The 17,885-nt window shown below is 43.7% G+C and carries 14 protein-coding genes and 5 tRNA genes; 13 read left to right on the forward strand and 6 right to left on the reverse strand.

The annotated features are described in order from the left end of the window. Positions 1-2: 2 nt before the first annotated feature. Both istA and ACHZES_RS00920 read right to left on the reverse strand, forming a co-directional pair. Positions 3-1,553 (reverse strand): IS21 family transposase, encoded by a 1,551-nt coding sequence (istA, locus tag ACHZES_RS00915; protein ID WP_395549405.1) that lies wholly within the window; start codon positions 1,551-1,553, stop codon positions 3-5. A gap of 101 nt (positions 1,554-1,654) precedes the next feature. Then, positions 1,655-1,792, reverse strand: coding sequence for a hypothetical protein (locus tag ACHZES_RS00920; RefSeq protein ID WP_395548684.1), 138 nt, complete (start codon positions 1,790-1,792; stop codon positions 1,655-1,657). A 48-nt stretch (positions 1,793-1,840) separates the two neighbouring features. Between ACHZES_RS00920 and ACHZES_RS00925 the strand changes: the two genes are divergently transcribed. Continuing rightward, entirely contained in the window at positions 1,841-2,047 is a 207-nt protein-coding gene (locus ACHZES_RS00925) for a hypothetical protein (protein ID WP_395548683.1), read from the forward strand. Positions 2,048-2,397: 350 nt separating this feature from the next. Here the strand turns inward: ACHZES_RS00925 and ACHZES_RS00930 are convergent. Both ACHZES_RS00930 and ACHZES_RS00935 read right to left on the reverse strand, forming a co-directional pair. After that, a tRNA-Asn gene (locus ACHZES_RS00930) sits at positions 2,398-2,470 on the reverse strand. A gap of 65 nt (positions 2,471-2,535) precedes the next feature. Next, positions 2,536-2,619: transfer RNA gene (locus tag ACHZES_RS00935), tRNA-Leu, on the reverse strand. A gap of 158 nt (positions 2,620-2,777) precedes the next feature. On the opposite strand from ACHZES_RS00935, the gene ACHZES_RS00940 reads away from it, so the two are divergent. Beyond that, positions 2,778-2,861, forward strand: a tRNA-Leu gene (locus ACHZES_RS00940). A gap of 50 nt (positions 2,862-2,911) precedes the next feature. Beyond that, a tRNA-Leu gene (locus ACHZES_RS00945) sits at positions 2,912-2,995 on the forward strand. Positions 2,996-3,150: 155 nt separating this feature from the next. Here ACHZES_RS00945 and ACHZES_RS00950 read toward each other — a convergent pair. After that, positions 3,151-3,969, reverse strand: a complete 819-nt coding sequence (locus ACHZES_RS00950; protein WP_395548682.1) for a MerR family transcriptional regulator — start codon at positions 3,967-3,969, stop codon at positions 3,151-3,153. 156 nt (positions 3,970-4,125) lie between these two features. Here ACHZES_RS00950 and ACHZES_RS00955 point away from each other — a divergent pair, with 156 nt between their 5' ends. The 8 genes from ACHZES_RS00955 (at position 4,126) to ACHZES_RS00990 (ending at position 14,119) form a co-directional block, all read left to right on the forward strand. Continuing rightward, positions 4,126-5,340, forward strand: a complete 1,215-nt coding sequence (locus tag ACHZES_RS00955; RefSeq protein ID WP_395548681.1) for a response regulator — start codon at positions 4,126-4,128, stop codon at positions 5,338-5,340. Between the two features lie 105 nt (positions 5,341-5,445). Then, positions 5,446-6,504 carry an ABC transporter substrate-binding protein gene (locus ACHZES_RS00960; RefSeq protein ID WP_038284656.1) on the forward strand — a complete coding sequence of 353 codons (1,059 nt, stop codon included), beginning with the start codon at positions 5,446-5,448 and terminating at the stop codon, positions 6,502-6,504. A gap of 97 nt (positions 6,505-6,601) precedes the next feature. Next, on the forward strand, positions 6,602-8,131 hold the full coding sequence (locus tag ACHZES_RS00965; RefSeq protein WP_395548680.1) for a sugar ABC transporter ATP-binding protein: 1,530 nt from the start codon (positions 6,602-6,604) through the stop codon (positions 8,129-8,131). Then, entirely contained in the window at positions 8,128-9,162 is a 1,035-nt protein-coding gene (locus tag ACHZES_RS00970) for an ABC transporter permease (RefSeq protein ID WP_395548679.1), read from the forward strand. Before ACHZES_RS00965 ends, ACHZES_RS00970 begins: the two co-directional genes overlap by 4 nt. Then, positions 9,162-10,172 carry a galactofuranose ABC transporter, permease protein YjfF gene (gene yjfF, locus ACHZES_RS00975; protein WP_395548678.1) on the forward strand — a complete coding sequence of 337 codons (1,011 nt, stop codon included), beginning with the start codon at positions 9,162-9,164 and terminating at the stop codon, positions 10,170-10,172. The genes ACHZES_RS00970 and yjfF overlap by 1 nt, the downstream gene beginning before the upstream one ends. Positions 10,173-10,256: 84 nt before the next feature. Further along, entirely contained in the window at positions 10,257-12,047 is a 1,791-nt protein-coding gene (locus ACHZES_RS00980; RefSeq protein WP_395548677.1) for a sensor histidine kinase, read from the forward strand. Between the two features lies 1 nt (position 12,048). Further along, positions 12,049-13,920 carry a substrate-binding domain-containing protein gene (locus ACHZES_RS00985; RefSeq protein WP_404820308.1) on the forward strand — a complete coding sequence of 624 codons (1,872 nt, stop codon included), beginning with the start codon at positions 12,049-12,051 and terminating at the stop codon, positions 13,918-13,920. Between the two features lie 115 nt (positions 13,921-14,035). Continuing rightward, positions 14,036-14,119, forward strand: a tRNA-Leu gene (locus ACHZES_RS00990). A 65-nt stretch (positions 14,120-14,184) separates the two neighbouring features. Here the strand turns inward: ACHZES_RS00990 and ACHZES_RS00995 are convergent. Further along, positions 14,185-15,828, reverse strand: coding sequence for a diguanylate cyclase domain-containing protein (locus ACHZES_RS00995; RefSeq protein WP_395548675.1), 1,644 nt, complete (start codon positions 15,826-15,828; stop codon positions 14,185-14,187). Positions 15,829-16,128: 300 nt separating this feature from the next. On the opposite strand from ACHZES_RS00995, the gene ACHZES_RS01000 reads away from it, so the two are divergent. Together ACHZES_RS01000 and ACHZES_RS01005 are read left to right on the forward strand one after the other, a co-directional pair. Beyond that, complete coding sequence (locus tag ACHZES_RS01000) at positions 16,129-17,115, forward strand: winged helix-turn-helix transcriptional regulator (protein WP_395548674.1); 987 nt, start codon at positions 16,129-16,131, stop codon at positions 17,113-17,115. Positions 17,116-17,162: 47 nt separating this feature from the next. Continuing rightward, positions 17,163-17,858, forward strand: coding sequence for a hypothetical protein (locus ACHZES_RS01005; RefSeq protein WP_395548673.1), 696 nt, complete (start codon positions 17,163-17,165; stop codon positions 17,856-17,858). Positions 17,859-17,885 lie beyond the last annotated feature (27 nt).

The raw sequence follows: 17,885 nt of genomic DNA on the forward strand, positions 1-17,885 counted from the left end.
GTTTACCTCCGATAATAGTCGGCACCTCTTGTGATGCCATACTTGTTTTGTGTGTTTGCTGATTTTGTTCCAAAATCAGTATCAACAGATTTGTCATGCCCCGCGGTGAGTATGTTTTTAATACTTTTGTAGCTAGGCGTTGCTGTGTAGCTGAGAGCCTTTTCACAGGCAGCTTCTAATCTCTCTACTGAGTATTTATCAGCAAGCTTAAGAAGTCCCATACAGCCTTTATAAGTCTGTTGTTCCACACGTTTGGAGGTAAGGATTGCATCCACTACCTTGTACGTATTGTTACCGATCCGCTCACCCCACTTACGGAAACGGTCACCGTTCCACTCCAGATATTTCTGGTGGTCTTCTGGCATATGTTCCAGGATCGTATCATACTGACCTTTTCTGCCATGAAGTCTTTTGTGAGAAGCTATGCGGTTGTGGTTGTAGAAAATTTCAATTGTAGTATCTGTTACCCTGACATCTACCTTGCGTTTAATGTATTCATATGGAACCGAGTATAGCATTCCATCAATGGATATGTGATAATTGAACTGAACAGTGGCCTGTTTCCAGTCCGCCAGTTCAAAAGAGGTAGCAGGTAGGGGAGCCAGCAATGGCAGTTCTTCGTCGCGGAAGAGTTCCAATCGGCTACCTTCTTTCTTTTGAAAGAGCCTTTTATTGAATTCTTCTAGTTTCTGACGTATCACACGATTTAATTCTGCAAGTGAAAAGAACTGTTCATCACGTAGTGCAGCGATAATCCAGGTGGAAATATTTCCGACGGATCCTTCTGCATTTGGCTTGTCCTTAGGTGCACGCACTCTGGCTGGAATAATAGCAGTACCATAGTGTTCAGCCATTTCCTGATATGTGGCATTGATTCGTTGATCATTCCAGTTATTATTATGTATTACTGCTGTTTTGCAGTTGTCAGGAACCAGAATCTTAGCAACACCACCAAAGAACTGATACATGTGAACATGTGCTCTAATCCACGCAGGTTGCTTTTCATCAATGAATGCTTCTGCATACACGTATTGGCTATAGGTCATAACACCAACGAAAACGTAAGCATTTATGATTTCACCCGTATCTGGATCGATGAGGTGAGCTGGATCACCAGCCCAATCCACTTCCACCTGTTCACCAGGTTTACGATTGATGTGCATGGTTGCACGGTGTTTCTGCTCATCCTGCTGGATATAATAGCAGAACTGGGAATACATCAAAGGCTCATCGCCATTTAATCGGCAATCCTCCATGTATTCAGTCCACAGGAGCTTTTTACTAACGCCATTGCGGAGTAGCTCCTTGCGGATGTAAGCATAATCAGGCATACGTTTATTCGATGCTTCGATATGCTTGCCTTTTTCTGGAAAAAGAATTCCAGCAAGGACTTCGTCGGTCTGGTTCTTATCGAGTGGCCATGAAATATTTAATTCGCTGGCTTTCTTAAGAACACTGTTGACGGTTTTTTTAGAGACACTGCAGCTATCTGCAATACTCTGTTGGCTGAGATGTAGACTATGTAGTCTTAAAATCTCTCGATATTTGGTCATGATAGTGACCTCCCATAATGAATTTACACCGACAGGGTGCATGATTTCATTATAAGACTTTTATGTTTAAATGGTTTCCAACACCGAAATGTCGGTTTCCTTTAAAACGGAATAACGGTTTCCATAGTCCGGACAGATGGTGTAATCAGCTCCGGATTACTCAGAGTTAGAATAAATACATAGAAATAGCTCTTAATTGAGTGAATGCCGATGTCAAGATCATCTTTTGCAGCATTCACATCTTTTCTAATGATTCCATATAATAAACTATATAAATAAAAAAAGAGGTGCAAATATGGGCTGTTTTTGGGGCGGCTGTAATAATAACTGCAGGCGTAGTTGCAACAATAACTGCAAATGTGAAAATAGATCTTGTTGCGAAGAACAAAAAGATGAATGTGAAAAGGAAAGAAGAGAAGCTTATTGCGCAGGTTTTCGGGACGGCTGCAACAGCGCTTCCCGCTGGCGCGGTGATGATGACTGCTGAGAAATGAATGTAGAGTAAGGGAAGTGCTCCAGGAGGCTGAGGGTTTCTGATTTGGAATGTGGCGCTGCATCAGGCGTTTGTATGCCATCTTTTAGGACGGTTATGTAAACTTATAAATATGATTGCCTACAAGTAAAATATAAAATAGCATAAAATCTTACGATAAATTAGCCCCGGGATTTTCTCTTCGGGGCTTTTGTGGTGGGAGATTTCTTTCAGTATAGGCAAAATGTATACCAAGATTATGGTAGGACGTCTATATTTCCTCCCTATTCGGTTGTATGCCGGTTACCTCGTTCTGCCAGAATGGTTTTGGTACATAATCACGTGTGCCTCATATTTTTGGGCAATAAAAAACTCCCCGAGTAGGACTTGAACCTACGACCCAACGGTTAACAGCCGTTTGCTCTACCGACTGAGCTATCGAGGAATACATGATTTATTATACTCGAAAAGATAAATATGTCAATAGGAAAATCTAAACAATAAAAAAAGTGCGGGAGATGGGACTTGAACCCACACGTCTATACAGACACAAGATCCTTAGTCTTGCCTGTCTGCCAATTCCAGCACTCCCGCACAACGAACTCTATCTTATCACCATAATGTAGAATTGTCAATATTTTTTGAAAAATATATACAAAAAAAATATTTGAAAAATTTGGAGAAATGTTGTTGACAGATAGGAGCTTGTATACTATAATAGCTATTGTTGTTACGAGAGATAACAACGAAATGCAGAAGTGGCGGAATTGGCAGACGCGCACGGTTCAGGTCCGTGTGGTAGCAATACCTTGAGGGTTCAAGTCCCTTCTTCTGCATGAAACTATACAGATTGTCATAGCTGTGTGGTTTTCATTTTATATGACATGCGGGAGTGCTGGAATTGGCAGACAGGCAAGACTAAGGATCTTGTGGTTGTATGATCGTGTGGGTTCAAGTCCCATCTCCCGCATTAATAAGACATATTTTCACTTTGTGAAAGGTATGTCTTTTTTTGTATATACAGAGTGCGGCAAAAATGTTTATAAAGATACGCCCAGCTTTTAAGTGAGAAAGCAGAGCGTATCTTTTTTATAAACGATAGTCAGTAAACAATCAAGTAAGATATTATTTCTTTTTAACAGGATAACAAACCTCTGTCACTAATTCATCCGGATTCTGCGTTTGAGCAGGGCTGACGTGATAGATGCAGAACATAGCTCCGTTAAATTCAAAACCATTGTCATTTACCCAATTTGCCACCGCACGGTTTACAGCGGTGAGCTGCTCGTAGCTGCCTTTGTAGGTTGCCGAAGCAATCTCAACTATGGGCATGGTTTTAAACACTACATGTTCCGTGTCCGGATAACTGCCTTTCACTGTGATCTGGATTTCCACATCCACATCGTTTTCCTTATATCCCTCGTCATGGAAGATTGCAAGGCTGCAGCAATTGTCGGCAGGCTGCATCTGCAGCGGAGCCGTTTCCGTCATCATAAGATTCCATAGGATCCCTTCCTGGTTGTAGGAGGGAATCACCTTTCGTACACTTGCGACATAGCGCTCCGGAAGATTCTTTAATGTAACATTGTAATTCATAGCGGTATCATCCTTTCTCAGCCGTTTGATGGCTGTATCAAGGAGCAGCAAACGGCGGCCTGTTTCTTCAGCTTCTGCCAGAACCTCAGCCTGCTTTATTACCAGAAAATCAGCCAGCGCCTGAGGTTTATCATAACTCTTTAAGATTTCTCCAATTGCGGAAAGACCAAATCCCATATCCTTAAGAGCCGTAATTCTGCTTGCAACCGGCAGTTGATCTTCTCCATAGTAACGGTAGCTGGTAAAGCTATCCGTGGTTTTAGGCACCAGCAGGCCAATCTCATCGTAATGCCGAAGCATCCTTATACTGATCCTTGAAAGTTTTGAAAAATCACCTATTTTCAGCATTTTTATTTCCTCACATATATGTGTATTTTTGAGCTCAATGATAGTATAGAGTATACCACAGTGTGAGAGTCAATGGGTATTTTTAAATGATAAATAGATACTGTTTTAAGAATTGTGCTATAATGAAAATCAAATAAAATTTCAGGAGGAGCACCTATGGGGTACAAAGTATTGGTAGCGGATGATGAGTATATCATTCGTCGGGGGATTATCAGCTTTTTAAGACAATACAGCGATTTCGAGCTTGCAGCAGAGGCAGAGGATGGAGAAATGGCACTTGAACTGGCAAAAGATATCTCTCCGGATGTTTATTTTGTTGATATTAATATGCCATTCCTAAATGGTCTTCAATTCATAAAAAGCTTAAGGGAAATAAACTCCAGGGCGGTGGTAGTGATTATCACTGGGTATGACCGGTTTGAATATGCCAGGGAAGCTCTGAAGCTGGGAGTCTTTGAATATCTGCTGAAACCTCTGATGGAAGGTCCTTTCGATGAGATGATACAGCGGGTTCGGGAAAGACTTAAGAGAGAGGAAAGCGAAGATAAGTATCTTGATTGGGCAAAGAGCATGCTTGCACAAAACCGTACCTATCTGGCTTCTAACTTTTGGCAGAGGGCTCTGGAAGGACATTACACAAAGGAAGAGATCAGGGAACGTTCTCAGTACTTAAACCTGCTGCTTCCTGAACCATTTACGGTTACTGTGGTTTCCCTGGAATATCAGAAAATGGAGGATGTAAAAGGCACCTGGAATGAAGATCTGCTGTTTTTTGTAGCTGAGAATATTGCAAATGAAATGTTTCATGGGCTGGAAAACCCAAACAGCTGCCAGGACAGGCATGGTAATCTGGTGGTGATTTCAAAAGCTGTGGCACCGGAAGCTGCAGACGAGCAGACGGAGACTTACTGTAATATGCTGGAGTCGCATTTGCCGGTGCGCAGCGTGGTCATGCAGGGAAACGGAGATGATTACGGAACTCTGGCGGAAACCTATGAAACGGCTGTCAGCCGGTTAAAGGAGCTGGAAACCGGTTCCTCTGTAATTAAGGATGTGAAGCTCTATATTGAAGACAACTATTCCCGGGAGGACTTTTCCTTTCAGGATGCGGCCGGCCATGTGAATCTGTCTATTCCCCATTTAAGCAGGATGTTTCGCAGGGAGATGGGGGTCACCTTTATCGATTACTTAACCAGCGTCAGGATCCGCAAGGCAATCGAACTTTTACATAGCGGTGAATTAAAGATTTATGAAATTGCGGAACTGTCCGGTTACGCAAACCAGCATTATTTCAGCAATGTGTTTAAAAAGAACTTGGGAGTCAGTCCTGCGGAATACCGGAGGCTGATTAAAAATGATAATCAAACCTAGACCATGCAATGATTTTATACCTTTTACTCAAATTATTGCAAAGACTTTCTTTCCTCCTTCCGGCATAATAACTGTATCGTTCAAATAAAAAAGGAGGATTATAAAATGAAAAAAAGATTTTTAAGCGTGTTGCTGTGCGCATCCATGGCGGCAGTTTCTTTAGCCGGCTGCAGCAGCGGAGCCAGCAGCTCAACCGCAACCACAGCGGCTCCTCAGACAACGGCTGCACAGGCTGAAACCACAGCAAAGGCAGAGGAAACCACGGCCAAAGCTTCCGAAACTGCAGGGGAAAAGCTGGTAGTCGGCTTTGCCCAGATCGGTCAGGAATCCGGATGGCGTGACGCAGAGACCCTTTCCATTCAGACCTATGCGTCTGAAAACGGGGATAAGGTGGAGCTTCTTTTTGCAGATGCGCAGCAGAAGCAGGAAAATCAGATTAAAGCAATCAAGAACTTCATTGAGCAGGGGGTCGATGTCATCGGTCTTGCACCGGTTGTAGAAACTGGCTGGGATCAGGTGTTTGCTGAGGCGAAAGAAGCAGGGATTCCGATTATTCTTCTGGACCGGAGAGCAGATGTCGGCGAAGACTTATATGCAACCTTTATCGGCTCTGACTTTATTGAAGAAGGCAAGATGGCTGCAAAGGAAATGGCAAAGCTGATTGGGGAAAATGGAAAAATTGTTGAACTGGAAGGAACGGTAGGCGCTTCCGCAGCAACGGACCGTAAAACCGGATTTGATGATGAGATCAAGGCAAGCTATCCGGGTATTGAGATCGTAGCTTCCCAGACCGGTGATTTCACCAGAGCCCAAGGAAAAGAAGTCATGGAGTCTTTCTTAAAATCCAATAAGGATATTAAGGGCGTTTATGCCCACAACGATGACATGGCTCTTGGAGCAATCGAGGCAATCAAAGAGGCTGGATTAAAACCTGGTGAAGACATTAAGATCGTTTCCATCGACGGTGTCCGTGGAATCTTTGAAGCAATGGCAGCCGGAGAGGCAAATTGTACCGTAGAATGTAATCCACTGCTTGGACCGCTTTTATTTGAAACAGCAGCAAAGCTGAAGGCAGGCCAGTCTGTTGATAAATGGGTGAAATCGGTAGATGGCGTATTTACTGCTGATATGGCAGCTAAGGTACTTCCGGACCGCAAATATTAAACCGCGGGGTTGTTGCAAAAGTATATCATTATTTTTGCAGCAACCCTTTTCATATCAGAGGAAATGCCTCTTAATTGAAAAGCGAGGAGGAAACGCCATGAGTGCTGGGAATCAGCTTTTGACAGTGAGAAATATATCCAAGGCATTTGGGAAAGCGGTAATTGCTTTGGCTGATGTGCAGTTTGATTTGAATCGGGGGGAAATACATGCCTTGTTGGGGGAAAACGGTGCGGGGAAATCAACGCTCATTAAAGTGCTGACCGGAGTGGAAAATAAGGACCAGGGTATCATTGAGATGGACGGAAGGCAGATCAATCCAAGATCCACTCAGGAAGCACAAAACGAAGGGATTTCAACGGTATACCAGGAGGTTAATCTCTGCCCCAATCTTTCCGTGGCGGAAAATATTTATATTGGGCGGGAACCGAGAAACCGTTTTGGAACAATTAATTGGAAAAAAATCAATGCCGATGCCAGGGAACTGCTGGATAAATTTGATTTACATATAAATGTTACGAAGAATCTGGATCATTACTCTGTGGCGGTCCAGCAGATGGTGGCCATTGCAAGGGCCAGCGATATTGATGCCAAGGTTCTTATCTTGGATGAACCCACCAGCAGCCTTTCCTCCGCTGAGGTCGATAAGCTGTTTCAAATTATGAGAAAGCTTCGTGAAGAGGACATGGGTATAGTCTTTGTCACACATTTTCTGGATCAGGTTTATGAAGTCACTGACAGAATCACCGTACTTCGGAACGGAAAATATGTGGGGACGTATCTGACAAAAGAACTGCCAAGAGTAGAACTGGTAGGAAAAATGATAGGTAAGGATTATGCAGGCCTTAAGGAAGCCATGAATGCAAAATGGCCGGAGGAAGCGGAGAGGCAGGAGAAGGAGACATTTATTAAGCTGGTCAATGTCAGCAGTCCCGGAACGGTTAAGGGGTTTGAGCTTACAGTAAAAATGGGGGAGGTTCTGGGTTTTTCCGGTCTCTTAGGCTCCGGTCGTTCGGAGACAGCAAAGGTTTTGTTTGGAATAGATCCCATCAGCGAAGGCGAAGTAAAGGTGAAAAATGAGATGGCTCATTTACATTCTCCCTTAGACGCAATCCGAAATGGAATCGCTTTCTGCCCGGAAAACCGGAAGACAGAGGGAATTATCGGTGAGCTTTCCATCTGGGAAAATATCATACTTGCCCTTCAGGTAAAACGGGGGATCTTCCATAAGATTTCCAGGAAAGAAGCGGAGGAACTGGCAAAGGAGTATATTGAAAAGCTGCAGATTAAAACACCGGGTACAGAGCAGTTAATCAAGAATTTAAGCGGAGGAAACCAGCAAAAGGTAATTCTTGCCAGATGGCTTGCCACGGATCCGGAGTTTCTGATGCTTGATGAACCAACCAGGGGAATCGATATCGGAACAAAGGCAGAGATCCAGAAAATCGTCATGGATCTTGCAGGAAGAGGGATGGCGGTACTCTTTATATCATCGGAGATTGATGAAATGCTCCGATGCTGCACCAGGATGATTGTGCTTCGGGATATGAAGCAGGTAGGAGAGTTAAACGGAAAAGAGATATCAGAAGAAGCAATTATGCGGATTATGGCAGGAGGTGAAGCATCATGAGAGAAACCTGGAATCGTTTGTCAGAAAAACAGTATTTCCGCCCCCTCATAATTTTTATCATAATTCTGCTCTTTAATGGTATTGTCAGCAAGGGAGAATTTTTTACACTCTCCATCGTGGATGGGCATTTATACGGACGTATTATTGACATCGTGAGAAATGGGAGTAAGCTCATGATACTGGCTGGCGGCATGACCATGATACTGGCAACAGGCGGTACCGATATTTCCGTAGGCTCTATCATGGCGATCAGCGGAGCCATTGCCTGCAGCATCGTAAACGGAAATATTTTTCCGTCATTCAATGGGAGTGTTGCCGCAGCGATTATTCTTGCAATCCTTGCAGGAACTGTCAGCGGCATCTGGAATGGCTTTTTAGTGGCCAAAATAAAGATTCAGCCAATTGTAGCTACCATGATTTTAATGGTTGCCGGCAGGGGGATCGCACAGCTGATCACCAGGGGGAAGATCGTTACGATTACTTCGGAAACCTATTATTTTATTAATGGAGGTTATATTTGCGGACTCCCATTTCCCCTGTTTATTGTACTTTTCCTGGTTGGCTTTCTCGTGCTGTTTACGGGAAGAACAGCATTTGGCCTGTTTTTGGAATCAGTTGGCTGTAATCCAACCGCCTCAAAGTATGTGGGCATTAAGGTTGACCGGATGCTGTTAGCAATCTATACACTTTCAGGAGCATTTGCTGCGGTGGCAGGCTTGATTGAAAGTGCCGGGATCAAAGGTGCGGACTGCAACAATGCAGGGCTGGGGATTGAAATGGATGCCATTCTTGCCGTTGCAATTGGAGGAACAAACTTAATGGGCGGGCGTTTTTCCATTCCAGCCAGCGTCATAGGTGCATTGATCGTACAGAGCATCACAACAACTGTACTGGCGCTGGGAGTTCCGGCCGCCTATATCCGTGTGCTAAAGGCATTGCTGATTATCATCATCTGTTTGTCGCAGTCAAAACAGTTTAAGGATCTGGTCATTAAGCGCAAAATGATAAACAGAAAGGTGGTTGGCAGCTGATGGAACAGACAGAAAAAAGAAAAAAAGTTCATATCAATAATATTTCACTGGTTATCACCGTTGTGCTGTTTATCCTGATGTTTTTGTTTGGTTCTGTAAAGTACAATAATTTCTTATCGCTATCAACCTTTTTAAACCTCTTTAATGACAATGCATATTTAATGATAGCGGCGATCGGAGCAACCTTTGTGCTGATAAGTGGAGGGATCGATATCTCCATCGCCTCTACCATAGCTTTTACCGGCGTAAGTTCTGCATTCCTTTTGGAACGGGGGGTCCCGGCATTCCTAGTAATTCTTCTGATGCTTCTTGTAGGAATCATCGTAGGCTGTACCCAGGGTACCTTGATTCATTATTTTAAGCTTCAGCCGTTTATTGTGACTTTGGCAGGCCAGTTTTTGATGCGGGGGCTATGCGTTGTGATCAGTGAACGCTCCATTCCCATCAGTGATCCGTTTTTTAAAACCATGGCACTTGGAAAAGTGGCAGTTCGCCTGGGAGAAGCGAAAGCGTGGAACGGGAAAATTTATTACTATGTATTTATCCTTTTGATTGTTTTTGCGGCTGCCGTCTATACCCTGAGATATACGAAATTTGGCAGGTGTTTGTATGCGCTTGGTGGCGGTGAAACGTCCGCTAGCCTCATGGGATTAAATGTTGCAAGAACGAAAATTGCGGCATACGGAATCAGCGGCTTTTGTGCCGCTCTCGGAGGAATCGTGTTCAGTTTTTATACTCTGGCCGGATTCGGCCTCCAAAATCTGGGCCTGGAACTGGATGCACTTTCATCCGCTGTGATCGGCGGTACTCTGCTAACCGGGGGCGTAGGCACTGTGGCGGGTACGGTAGTCGGAGTTATGATAGAGGGAATCATTCAGACAATCGTTACCTATCAGAATTTAAATACCTGGTGGACGAAAGTTACCATTGCGGCGCTTCTGTGTTTCTTTATTGTAATACAGAGAATCATTGCGATCCGCGCTGAAAAATCAAAGGGGAAGAACGAATAATAAAGCATAATAGTTGTAAGAGTCTGTTAACTTCGGTATACTGAATGAAGCAGGCGATATGATATGAAAATAGGAGTGAGAGCAATGAAATATTGGAAGAAACGATTCATGGATATGAAAATTCGTGATAAAATGATCAATTCTCATATTTTTATTGCGCTCATTCCTTTTTGCTTTGTCGGGATATTGGGGATTATCAGCTCAACCAGAGAGGCGGAGCGCAATGTGACCCAGCATACGTCTCTGCTGGTGGGACAAGTGCAGCATACAACAGATATCTATATAAGCAGCATTGAAAAGACTGCGAATATGCTGATCCAGATTATTGAGCCAATGCATCTTGGCAGAATCCCATCCGCAGAAGACAGCCGCTGGAAGGAATATGAGGCAGCACTGAAAAACAGCTTTGAGGTGGTAGCGGAAACTCACGATGAAATAGCGGGCATTTTTTTTGCTACGGAGCATGATATGTATGTGGGGACCGGGATGTCAAGAATCTCCCGGGACCCGTTTGCAAAAGAGGTCTGGTATGAAAAAGCAGCGGCATCTCCAGGGGAAATGCAGATCATCAGCAATGTTACCGGAAGGAATATTGTTACGGAGGCGGCCTACAGCGTTGATGATGTATTTTCAGTAATGAAAGCTGTTATAGACCCGGAGACAGGGGAGCGGGTGGGCGTATTGCTGTTTGATGTAAAGCATGAAATTATATCCTCCGCAATTCAGGATGCGAATATCGGTGAAAATGGATTTGTATTCGTCCTTGATGAGCAGAATCACTTAGTATATGCGCCAACCAATAAAATCGTCTACCGCATCCGGCCGGAATGGCTGTGGAATGAAGAAGAGCCTGTGACCGCGGTTACCAATGGGGAGAAGTATCAGATCAGCTATCAGAAATCCGCCTATACCGGCTGGAAAACCGTCAGTGTCTCGTCTTACCGGGAAATCATGGGCGGAATCAATACCATGCTGATCATGTTTGGCTGGGTTTTGATATTAACAATTCTCACGGTATTTATTGTAGCGGTAAAAATATCGGAGACGGTCACAAAGCCCATTGTCAGGCTCCGCAACTTAATGAAGGAGACGGAAAAAGGCAACTTATCCGTTCGGTTTGAGGGCGATTATTTAGATGAGGTCAGCGAGCTTGGGCGCCGGTTTAATCAGATGCTGGAGCGAATACAAGAATTGATGGAAGAGGTTTATAAGGAACAGGAAAACAAGCGGAAAGCGCAGCTTAAGGCAGTTCAGGAACAATTTAAACCGCATTTTTTATACAATACTCTGGACACCATAGGCTGGATGGCGAGAGAACATTCCGCTTATGACATCGTTCATCTTGTGGATGCTCTCACCAATGTTTTTCGCATCAGCTTAAGCAAGGGCAAAGACTATATTACCATAGAAGAGGAAATCCGGTATATCTCCAATTATCTCTACATACAGAAAATCCGTTACGGTCCTAAGGTACAGTATGAAATTCAGGCAGAGGAAGACTGTATGAAGGTGGTTCTTCCAAAGATGATCCTTCAGCCGTTGGTGGAAAACTCCATTTACCATGGGGTAAAGATGAAGAATGGAGACGGGCATTTGAAGATCACCGGACGGGTGGAAGATGATTGGGTGAGCCTGGAAGTTTGGGATGACGGAAAGGGCATGGAAGAAGAAAAGGTTTGGGAGTTATCCAGATTGTTAAATGAACCGGGTGAAGCCGGCAGAAACAGGAGCTTTGGTTTGTTTTATATTAAGGAGCGGCTGCGCATCCGGTACGGAGAGCAGTTCCAGGTATTGGTGGAAAGCAAAGAGGGGCAGGGGACGCGTATTGTTATACGAATTCCGAAAGAAGTTCAGAATGATCTTGAAAAAGGATAAAATGGAAAAAAGAACGAAATTACTATTGGTATTACTGATATCGGTATTTGTCTTTTTGGGATACCGTATTTATAACGGGGCGATTACCCAGACGGTTTATAAAAGCGATGTGGAATATGTGATCGGTGTTTCCCAGGCAAATATGAGGGAAGCATGGAGAGTAGCCCTGATCAATGAGATCCAGGAGGAGGCGGGAAAGTATCCCAATATCAGGATCGTTACGGCAGACGCTACCTCAAACGTAGAGAAGCAGGAAAAGGATGTTGACCGGCTTCTGGATTTTGGCATTGATCTGCTGATTATTTCTCCCTGTGATTCCAGCCGTCTGACAAAGAAGGTAAGAGACGTATATCAGGAGGGAGTTCCTGTGATTGTTATGGACCGGAGCGTGGAGGGCTTTGATTACAACCTGTTTATCGGTCCGGACAATAATCTGATCGGGAAGCAGGGCGGAGAATGCGCGGCCCAGCTGCTTGGAAACGGAAAGGGAAAGATACTGGAGCTTCGTGCAACAGCCGGCTCTCTTCAGAGCGAGGAGCGAAGCGAGGGTTTTGATTCTGTGATCAGAGATTATCCTGACATAGAAAAGACTGTCTGTGATTTAAAAAATGACATGAAGGATCCGGCCTATGATGCGGTTTATGCCATGAAGGAGGAACTGAAAGGTGTTTCTCTAATATTTGCCAACAATGATTCCGTGGCCTTTGGAGCATACGAGGCCTTAAAGGACAGGAATCTGGCTGAGAAGATAAAAGTCATCGGATGCGACGGCTTTACAGGAGAAAATGAAGGAGTGGATTTGGTCAGAAAAGGAAAGCTGGCGGCAACAATTTCCTGCCCCACGGGTGGTAAAGAAGCGGTACAATATGCGATTAACATATTGAGGAAGGAAAGCGGTGTACCCAAACAAGTAATTTTAAGAAGCCATACAATCTATCCCCAGAATGCAGGTGAGTATTTGGCGGCTCTTGACAGAGAAAGTATCGACGATGGCAGGAGAATTACCGTAGGATATTCCCAGGTGGGGCAGGAGAGCCAGTGGCGGCTAGCCAATACTCGCTCGATTCAGGAGGCAGCCAGGGAGTTTAACATGGAGCTTCTTTTTGACAGTGCAGATCAGTCTCAAAAAAAGCAGATTGAAGCGATCCGGAGGTTTATTAAGGAGAAGGTGGATGTAATCGTAGTTTCCCCTGTTGTTGAAGCCGGATGGGATGAGGTCTTAAAAGAGGCAAAGGAAGCTAATATTCCTGTAGTAATGTCCGACCGGAGAATAGAAGCGGGAGACGATTTGACAACCACTTATATTGGAGCTGATTTTTTAGAGGAAGGACGCAGGGCCATGCGCTGGCTGAAAGAACATGTAAAACCAGAGCAGGGGGTTGTCCGCATTTTGGAGCTTCAGGGAAGTGAAGGTGCTACACCTACAGAGGAGAGAAAGAAAGGTTTCTATGAAATATTGGAGGAGAATCCCCAGTACCAAATTGTATACACGGATTATGGTGATTTCACTTATGAGGGAGGAAAACAGGTTGTCGAGGAATACATAAATAGTCACACCTGGGATGTGGATATTATCTATTCCCACAACGACGATATGGCCCTTGGAGCAATTAAAGCATTGGAGGCCCATGGATTGAAACCGGGGAAAGACATAACGATTGTCTCTGTGGATGCGACGAAAGAAGCGTTTCAGGCAATGATAGACGGCAAGTTGAACTGTGCGGTGGAATGCAGTCCGCTTTTAGGTCCTTCGCTTATGAAGGCGATCCGGGATATGATAGCAGGAAAGGAAATGCCTCTTCGGATTATAACAGAAGAAAAGGTGTATGATCAGTCGGATGCGGAAACAGTTATAAAAACCAGGGAATATTAACAGGCTTTGTTATTCTGCTAAAAAATTTAAAAAAAGAAAAAAAGTACTTGATTAATTCCCAAAAGTATAGTACTATAATTGTGCGAATTGATTTACCAATTTGCACAATTAGAAAGCAGAAGTGGCGGAATTGGCAGACGCGCACGGTTCAGGTCCGTGTGGTAGCAATACCTTGAGGGTTCAAGTCCCTTCTTCTGCATAGAGATGCAAAAAAGTCCTGTGGAAAACTCCACAGGACTTTTTTGTGTTATCGGATAAAACATTTTATAAATTTGCCATACTCATGCCGGGTTCATAAACTGCATATTGGCTGCGGCCATGCTTCTTTGCGTGATAAAGAGCAATGTCGGCCTTTTCATATAATTCCTCAAATGCAGTTCCATCTTCCGGATAGGCGGCTGTTCCCAGGCTGCCTGAAATATGGGCTTCCGGTTCCAGAGCACTGCCTATGAGACTGCATAAATTTTCCAGACGTGCGTACAAGTCCATGCTGTAAGCCACATCTTTTAATAATATGATGAACTCATCGCCTCCCAGCCGGCCAAAGATGTCATCGCGCCTTAATGCGGATTTAAGTCTTGAGGCGGCGCGGTGGAGGGCCTTATCCCCAAACTGATGGCCGTAATTATCATTCAGCTGCTTGAAACGGTCAATATCCAGCATAATAAGGATGTGGTGCCCCTGGCTGTTTTTTAATGTATTGCGTATTGCATGTATGGCAGTTGCCCTGTTTAACAGTCCGGTTAAGGAATCCTGTTTGGAAAGCTCCTGTAAATTCAGGGCCTCCCGCTTGGATTCGTCAATATCCTTAATGAGGATAAATGCCTTGATCGTATCGGTATAGGGATCAGAAACAATCTGTACCATGCCAAGCCCCCAGTAGACGCTGCCATCGGGCCGTATACGCCGGTGCTCCAGCCGTAAGGACCGGTTCCCCCTATAGTAGTGATAGAGTAATTGGTTTTTATTGAAGAATTTTAGAAACATTTCCCGGTCTTCTTCAAAAATGTGATTTTCTGCTATGTAGGTCATAATGCTGGAAAAAGAATTGGTAACATATTCCGGCATAGTCTGGGTCATTTCTCCAATGATTTCTTCGAATAAGTCAAATTTTAAATTATATTCATAATAGCCGATACAGTCCCTTTTCTGTTCCCGCATGTACTCCATCCATTTTTGATAAGCCAGCTCTTTTTCATACTGGTCTGTAATATCCTGGTAGGATATGATTCCCCTGAGAGGCTTTTGCTTCTCAGTGCACACCAGCGAGTATTGGGATGAGAACCAATGATAATCCCCGGAACCAGTTTTTAAGCGTGTGATGCATTTGCCCTCGGGTATCCCCTTCTCCATGTCATCATAAAAGTCCAGAAAGTCAGTAACACTTTCCTTGTGTACAATGCCGTTTTCAATAAGGAATTCGGGGGAGAGCGGCAGAGTATGAGGAAAGGGAAACGTTCTGGAAAATTCAGGTGAGGGGGAAATGGTTCTTGAAGGAATATCATAGATACTTACAAGACAGCCGGAATGCCGGCTTGCCAGCCGGTATTGTTCTTCACGAATCCGTAAGTGTTCCTGGAATTTTTTCATACATGTGATATCGGAGATAGCACAGTACAATAGTTCCTCCTCAGGGATATAATTCAATTGTAAGGAATACCAGATGCAGCCTTTTTGTATTTTAGCTTTGAATTCCAATTCAAAACTGGCTGCCTGGTCTGTCAGGTGGCTGCGTATCTCCGTCAGCAGCTCCGGATATTCTGATTCACATACCATGTCCTGAAGTGAAGCAGGCGATTGAAACAATGATTGGATCGCCTGATTGGAGTAAAGAATGGTAAGGTTTTCATCAGTTTTAAGCTTCAGTATGCCGCAAGGAATGCGATCTAAAAAAGTTTCTCCGTTCATCTTCACTTTCTCCCATAAGTGCTATGAAAATAGAAATTGGCCTTATATAGAATATATGAAGCATGTTGTCAAAAAATGCACAAAAAAATATAAATATAGTAAACTTTTGGAAATCCATGGGTTTTGGACAATCGTCACAAATGATTGGAGGATTTTGACAAAATCAAAATATAAATTAGTGCAGGTTGCTTAAAGTGAAGGAAATGAATAAGATTCGATTGACAATTTGTTACAAATAGGATATTTTTAAATCAGAACTTAATTCGGAGACCGAAAAAAGAAAGAAGGCGCTGTACAAATATGAAAAAAAGCGGTTTACAGGACATGAAACGGGAAAATTTACGATTGATCATGAATGTAATTTTAGAAAAGGAAACGGTTTCCCGTATAGAATTATCCGAGATCATAGGGCTTTCACCGAGTACGGTTTCATCTCTGACATCGGAATTAATAGAAAAAGGTTGGATCGTGGAAAATGGTGTGACCACGCCCACAGGTGGCAGAAAAAGGATCGAATTATCGGTGAATAGCAGCAAAGGGTATATCGCAATTTTGGAGATTGGCTGGAGAAGAGCCGTCCTCCATTTTTTAGATCTGGCGCTGGAAAAAAAGCATAGTGTTCTGATATCAGATTATTACATTACCGGCAATGAGCTGCTTGAACAGGTTACCCATTTCTTAAGAGAGGAAGCGGAAAATTTTTGCAATGGGAAACTGGCCGGTATCGGACTTTTGTTCCAGGAAGATATGAGCCCCAGTGATTTTAATGTTATGTATTCCACTTCATTGTCTTCCGCCAGCATATCATTCTGTGAGGCGGTGAAAACCCAGTTTAAGGTACCTGTCATGGAAGAATATTCTCAGGTTTATTCCTTCCGGCAAATTATGAAAAAAGAAGAGAGTACGAACAGTGCACACATTGAGATTGGAAAAAAGGTTTTTGTTTCCATAACCTCCAATGGGACGTTTCTTGATATGACGGAGGGAAAGAAAGCTGATATGACTCCCTTCATCGAAAATACCGGTAAAAAAATGAACGCAGACAAACTTTCCGAAGGAATTGTTAATTTACTGCAGATGATCTGTATGATGTTTCCCATCGAAAACGTATATCTGTCAGGCCGGCTGGATGAGGGAGACCGTCTGGCGGAACGTATAAACGGACAATTAAAGAAAAGTGATTTATTAAAGCACGCTGTTGAAGTCAAGGCTATAAAGCCTGTGATTAACCATATGGAAACAGATTTAGGTAAGAGAGTACTGAAAAAAGTAATTTGTGAAATGTAGCCGTCCGGACGGCCGCCGCAAGACTGCATTTCAGAAAGGAGATGTCAATGGATTTTAAAACAATGGTAAATGAAAACAAGTTTACCTTGGTGGTTAGCCTGCCGGAAAACAATCTGGAACTAGCCAAAGCCGCATTAGAAGGAGGAGCTCAGGCAATTAAAGTTCATGCAAATGTATGGCACCGTGCAAGCGGCCATACATTCGGAACTTATGATGATAACCGGCAGTTTTTAAAAGAATTGATTGCACTATGCAAAGATGTGCCGGTTGGGCTTGTACCTGGAGGAGAAGATGCGTTTATTACAAGGGAAGAAAGGCTGGAAGTGGAACAAATGGGGCTTCGGTTCTTTTCCTCCTACCTTCACCATCTGCCGTGTTATATGATGGAGAGCCAGACATTGACCAAAATGGCTGCCATTGATGATACGTATGATCAGAATACGCTGGAAGCAGTCCGGCATTCCTGCATAGATATTTTAGAATGCAGCATTCAGCCGGGAGCACGCTACGGGACTCCGCTTAATTACGCAGATATTTTGCGATATTCCCATATATCTGCTAATGCAGGGAAGCCGACGTTAATCCCTACCCAAAAGAAGATTTGCCCGGATGAGGTAAAGCATCTTTATGAAGCCGGCTGTAAAGCCGTCATGATCGGGGCCATTGTTATGGGAAAGGAACCGTCTGCAGAAGAAGTAAAAAAGGTAACCGGGCAGTTCCGGAATGCAGTAGATAAATTATAAACACCATCTAATTGAAAAATGGAGGAT

It is taken from the genome of Lacrimispora sanguinis (genome assembly GCF_044987295.1).
Classification (GTDB): domain Bacteria; phylum Bacillota; class Clostridia; order Lachnospirales; family Lachnospiraceae; genus Lacrimispora; species Lacrimispora celerecrescens_B.

Coding starts and splice junctions, on each gene's coding strand:
- ACHZES_RS00985 (WP_404820308.1), top strand. CDS start 12,049: ATGGAAAAAAGAACGAAATTACTATTGGTATTACTGATATCGGTATTT.
- ACHZES_RS00965 (WP_395548680.1), top strand. CDS start 6,602: ATGAGTGCTGGGAATCAGCTTTTGACAGTGAGAAATATATCCAAGGCA.
- istA (WP_395549405.1), bottom strand. CDS start 1,553: ATGACCAAATATCGAGAGATTTTAAGACTACATAGTCTACATCTCAGC.
- ACHZES_RS00960 (WP_038284656.1), top strand. CDS start 5,446: ATGAAAAAAAGATTTTTAAGCGTGTTGCTGTGCGCATCCATGGCGGCA.
- ACHZES_RS00970 (WP_395548679.1), top strand. CDS start 8,128: ATGAGAGAAACCTGGAATCGTTTGTCAGAAAAACAGTATTTCCGCCCC.
- ACHZES_RS01000 (WP_395548674.1), top strand. CDS start 16,129: ATGAAAAAAAGCGGTTTACAGGACATGAAACGGGAAAATTTACGATTG.
- ACHZES_RS00950 (WP_395548682.1), bottom strand. CDS start 3,969: ATGCTGAAAATAGGTGATTTTTCAAAACTTTCAAGGATCAGTATAAGG.
- ACHZES_RS00955 (WP_395548681.1), top strand. CDS start 4,126: ATGGGGTACAAAGTATTGGTAGCGGATGATGAGTATATCATTCGTCGG.
- yjfF (WP_395548678.1), top strand. CDS start 9,162: ATGGAACAGACAGAAAAAAGAAAAAAAGTTCATATCAATAATATTTCA.
- ACHZES_RS01005 (WP_395548673.1), top strand. CDS start 17,163: ATGGATTTTAAAACAATGGTAAATGAAAACAAGTTTACCTTGGTGGTT.
- ACHZES_RS00980 (WP_395548677.1), top strand. CDS start 10,257: ATGAAATATTGGAAGAAACGATTCATGGATATGAAAATTCGTGATAAA.
- ACHZES_RS00995 (WP_395548675.1), bottom strand. CDS start 15,828: ATGAACGGAGAAACTTTTTTAGATCGCATTCCTTGCGGCATACTGAAG.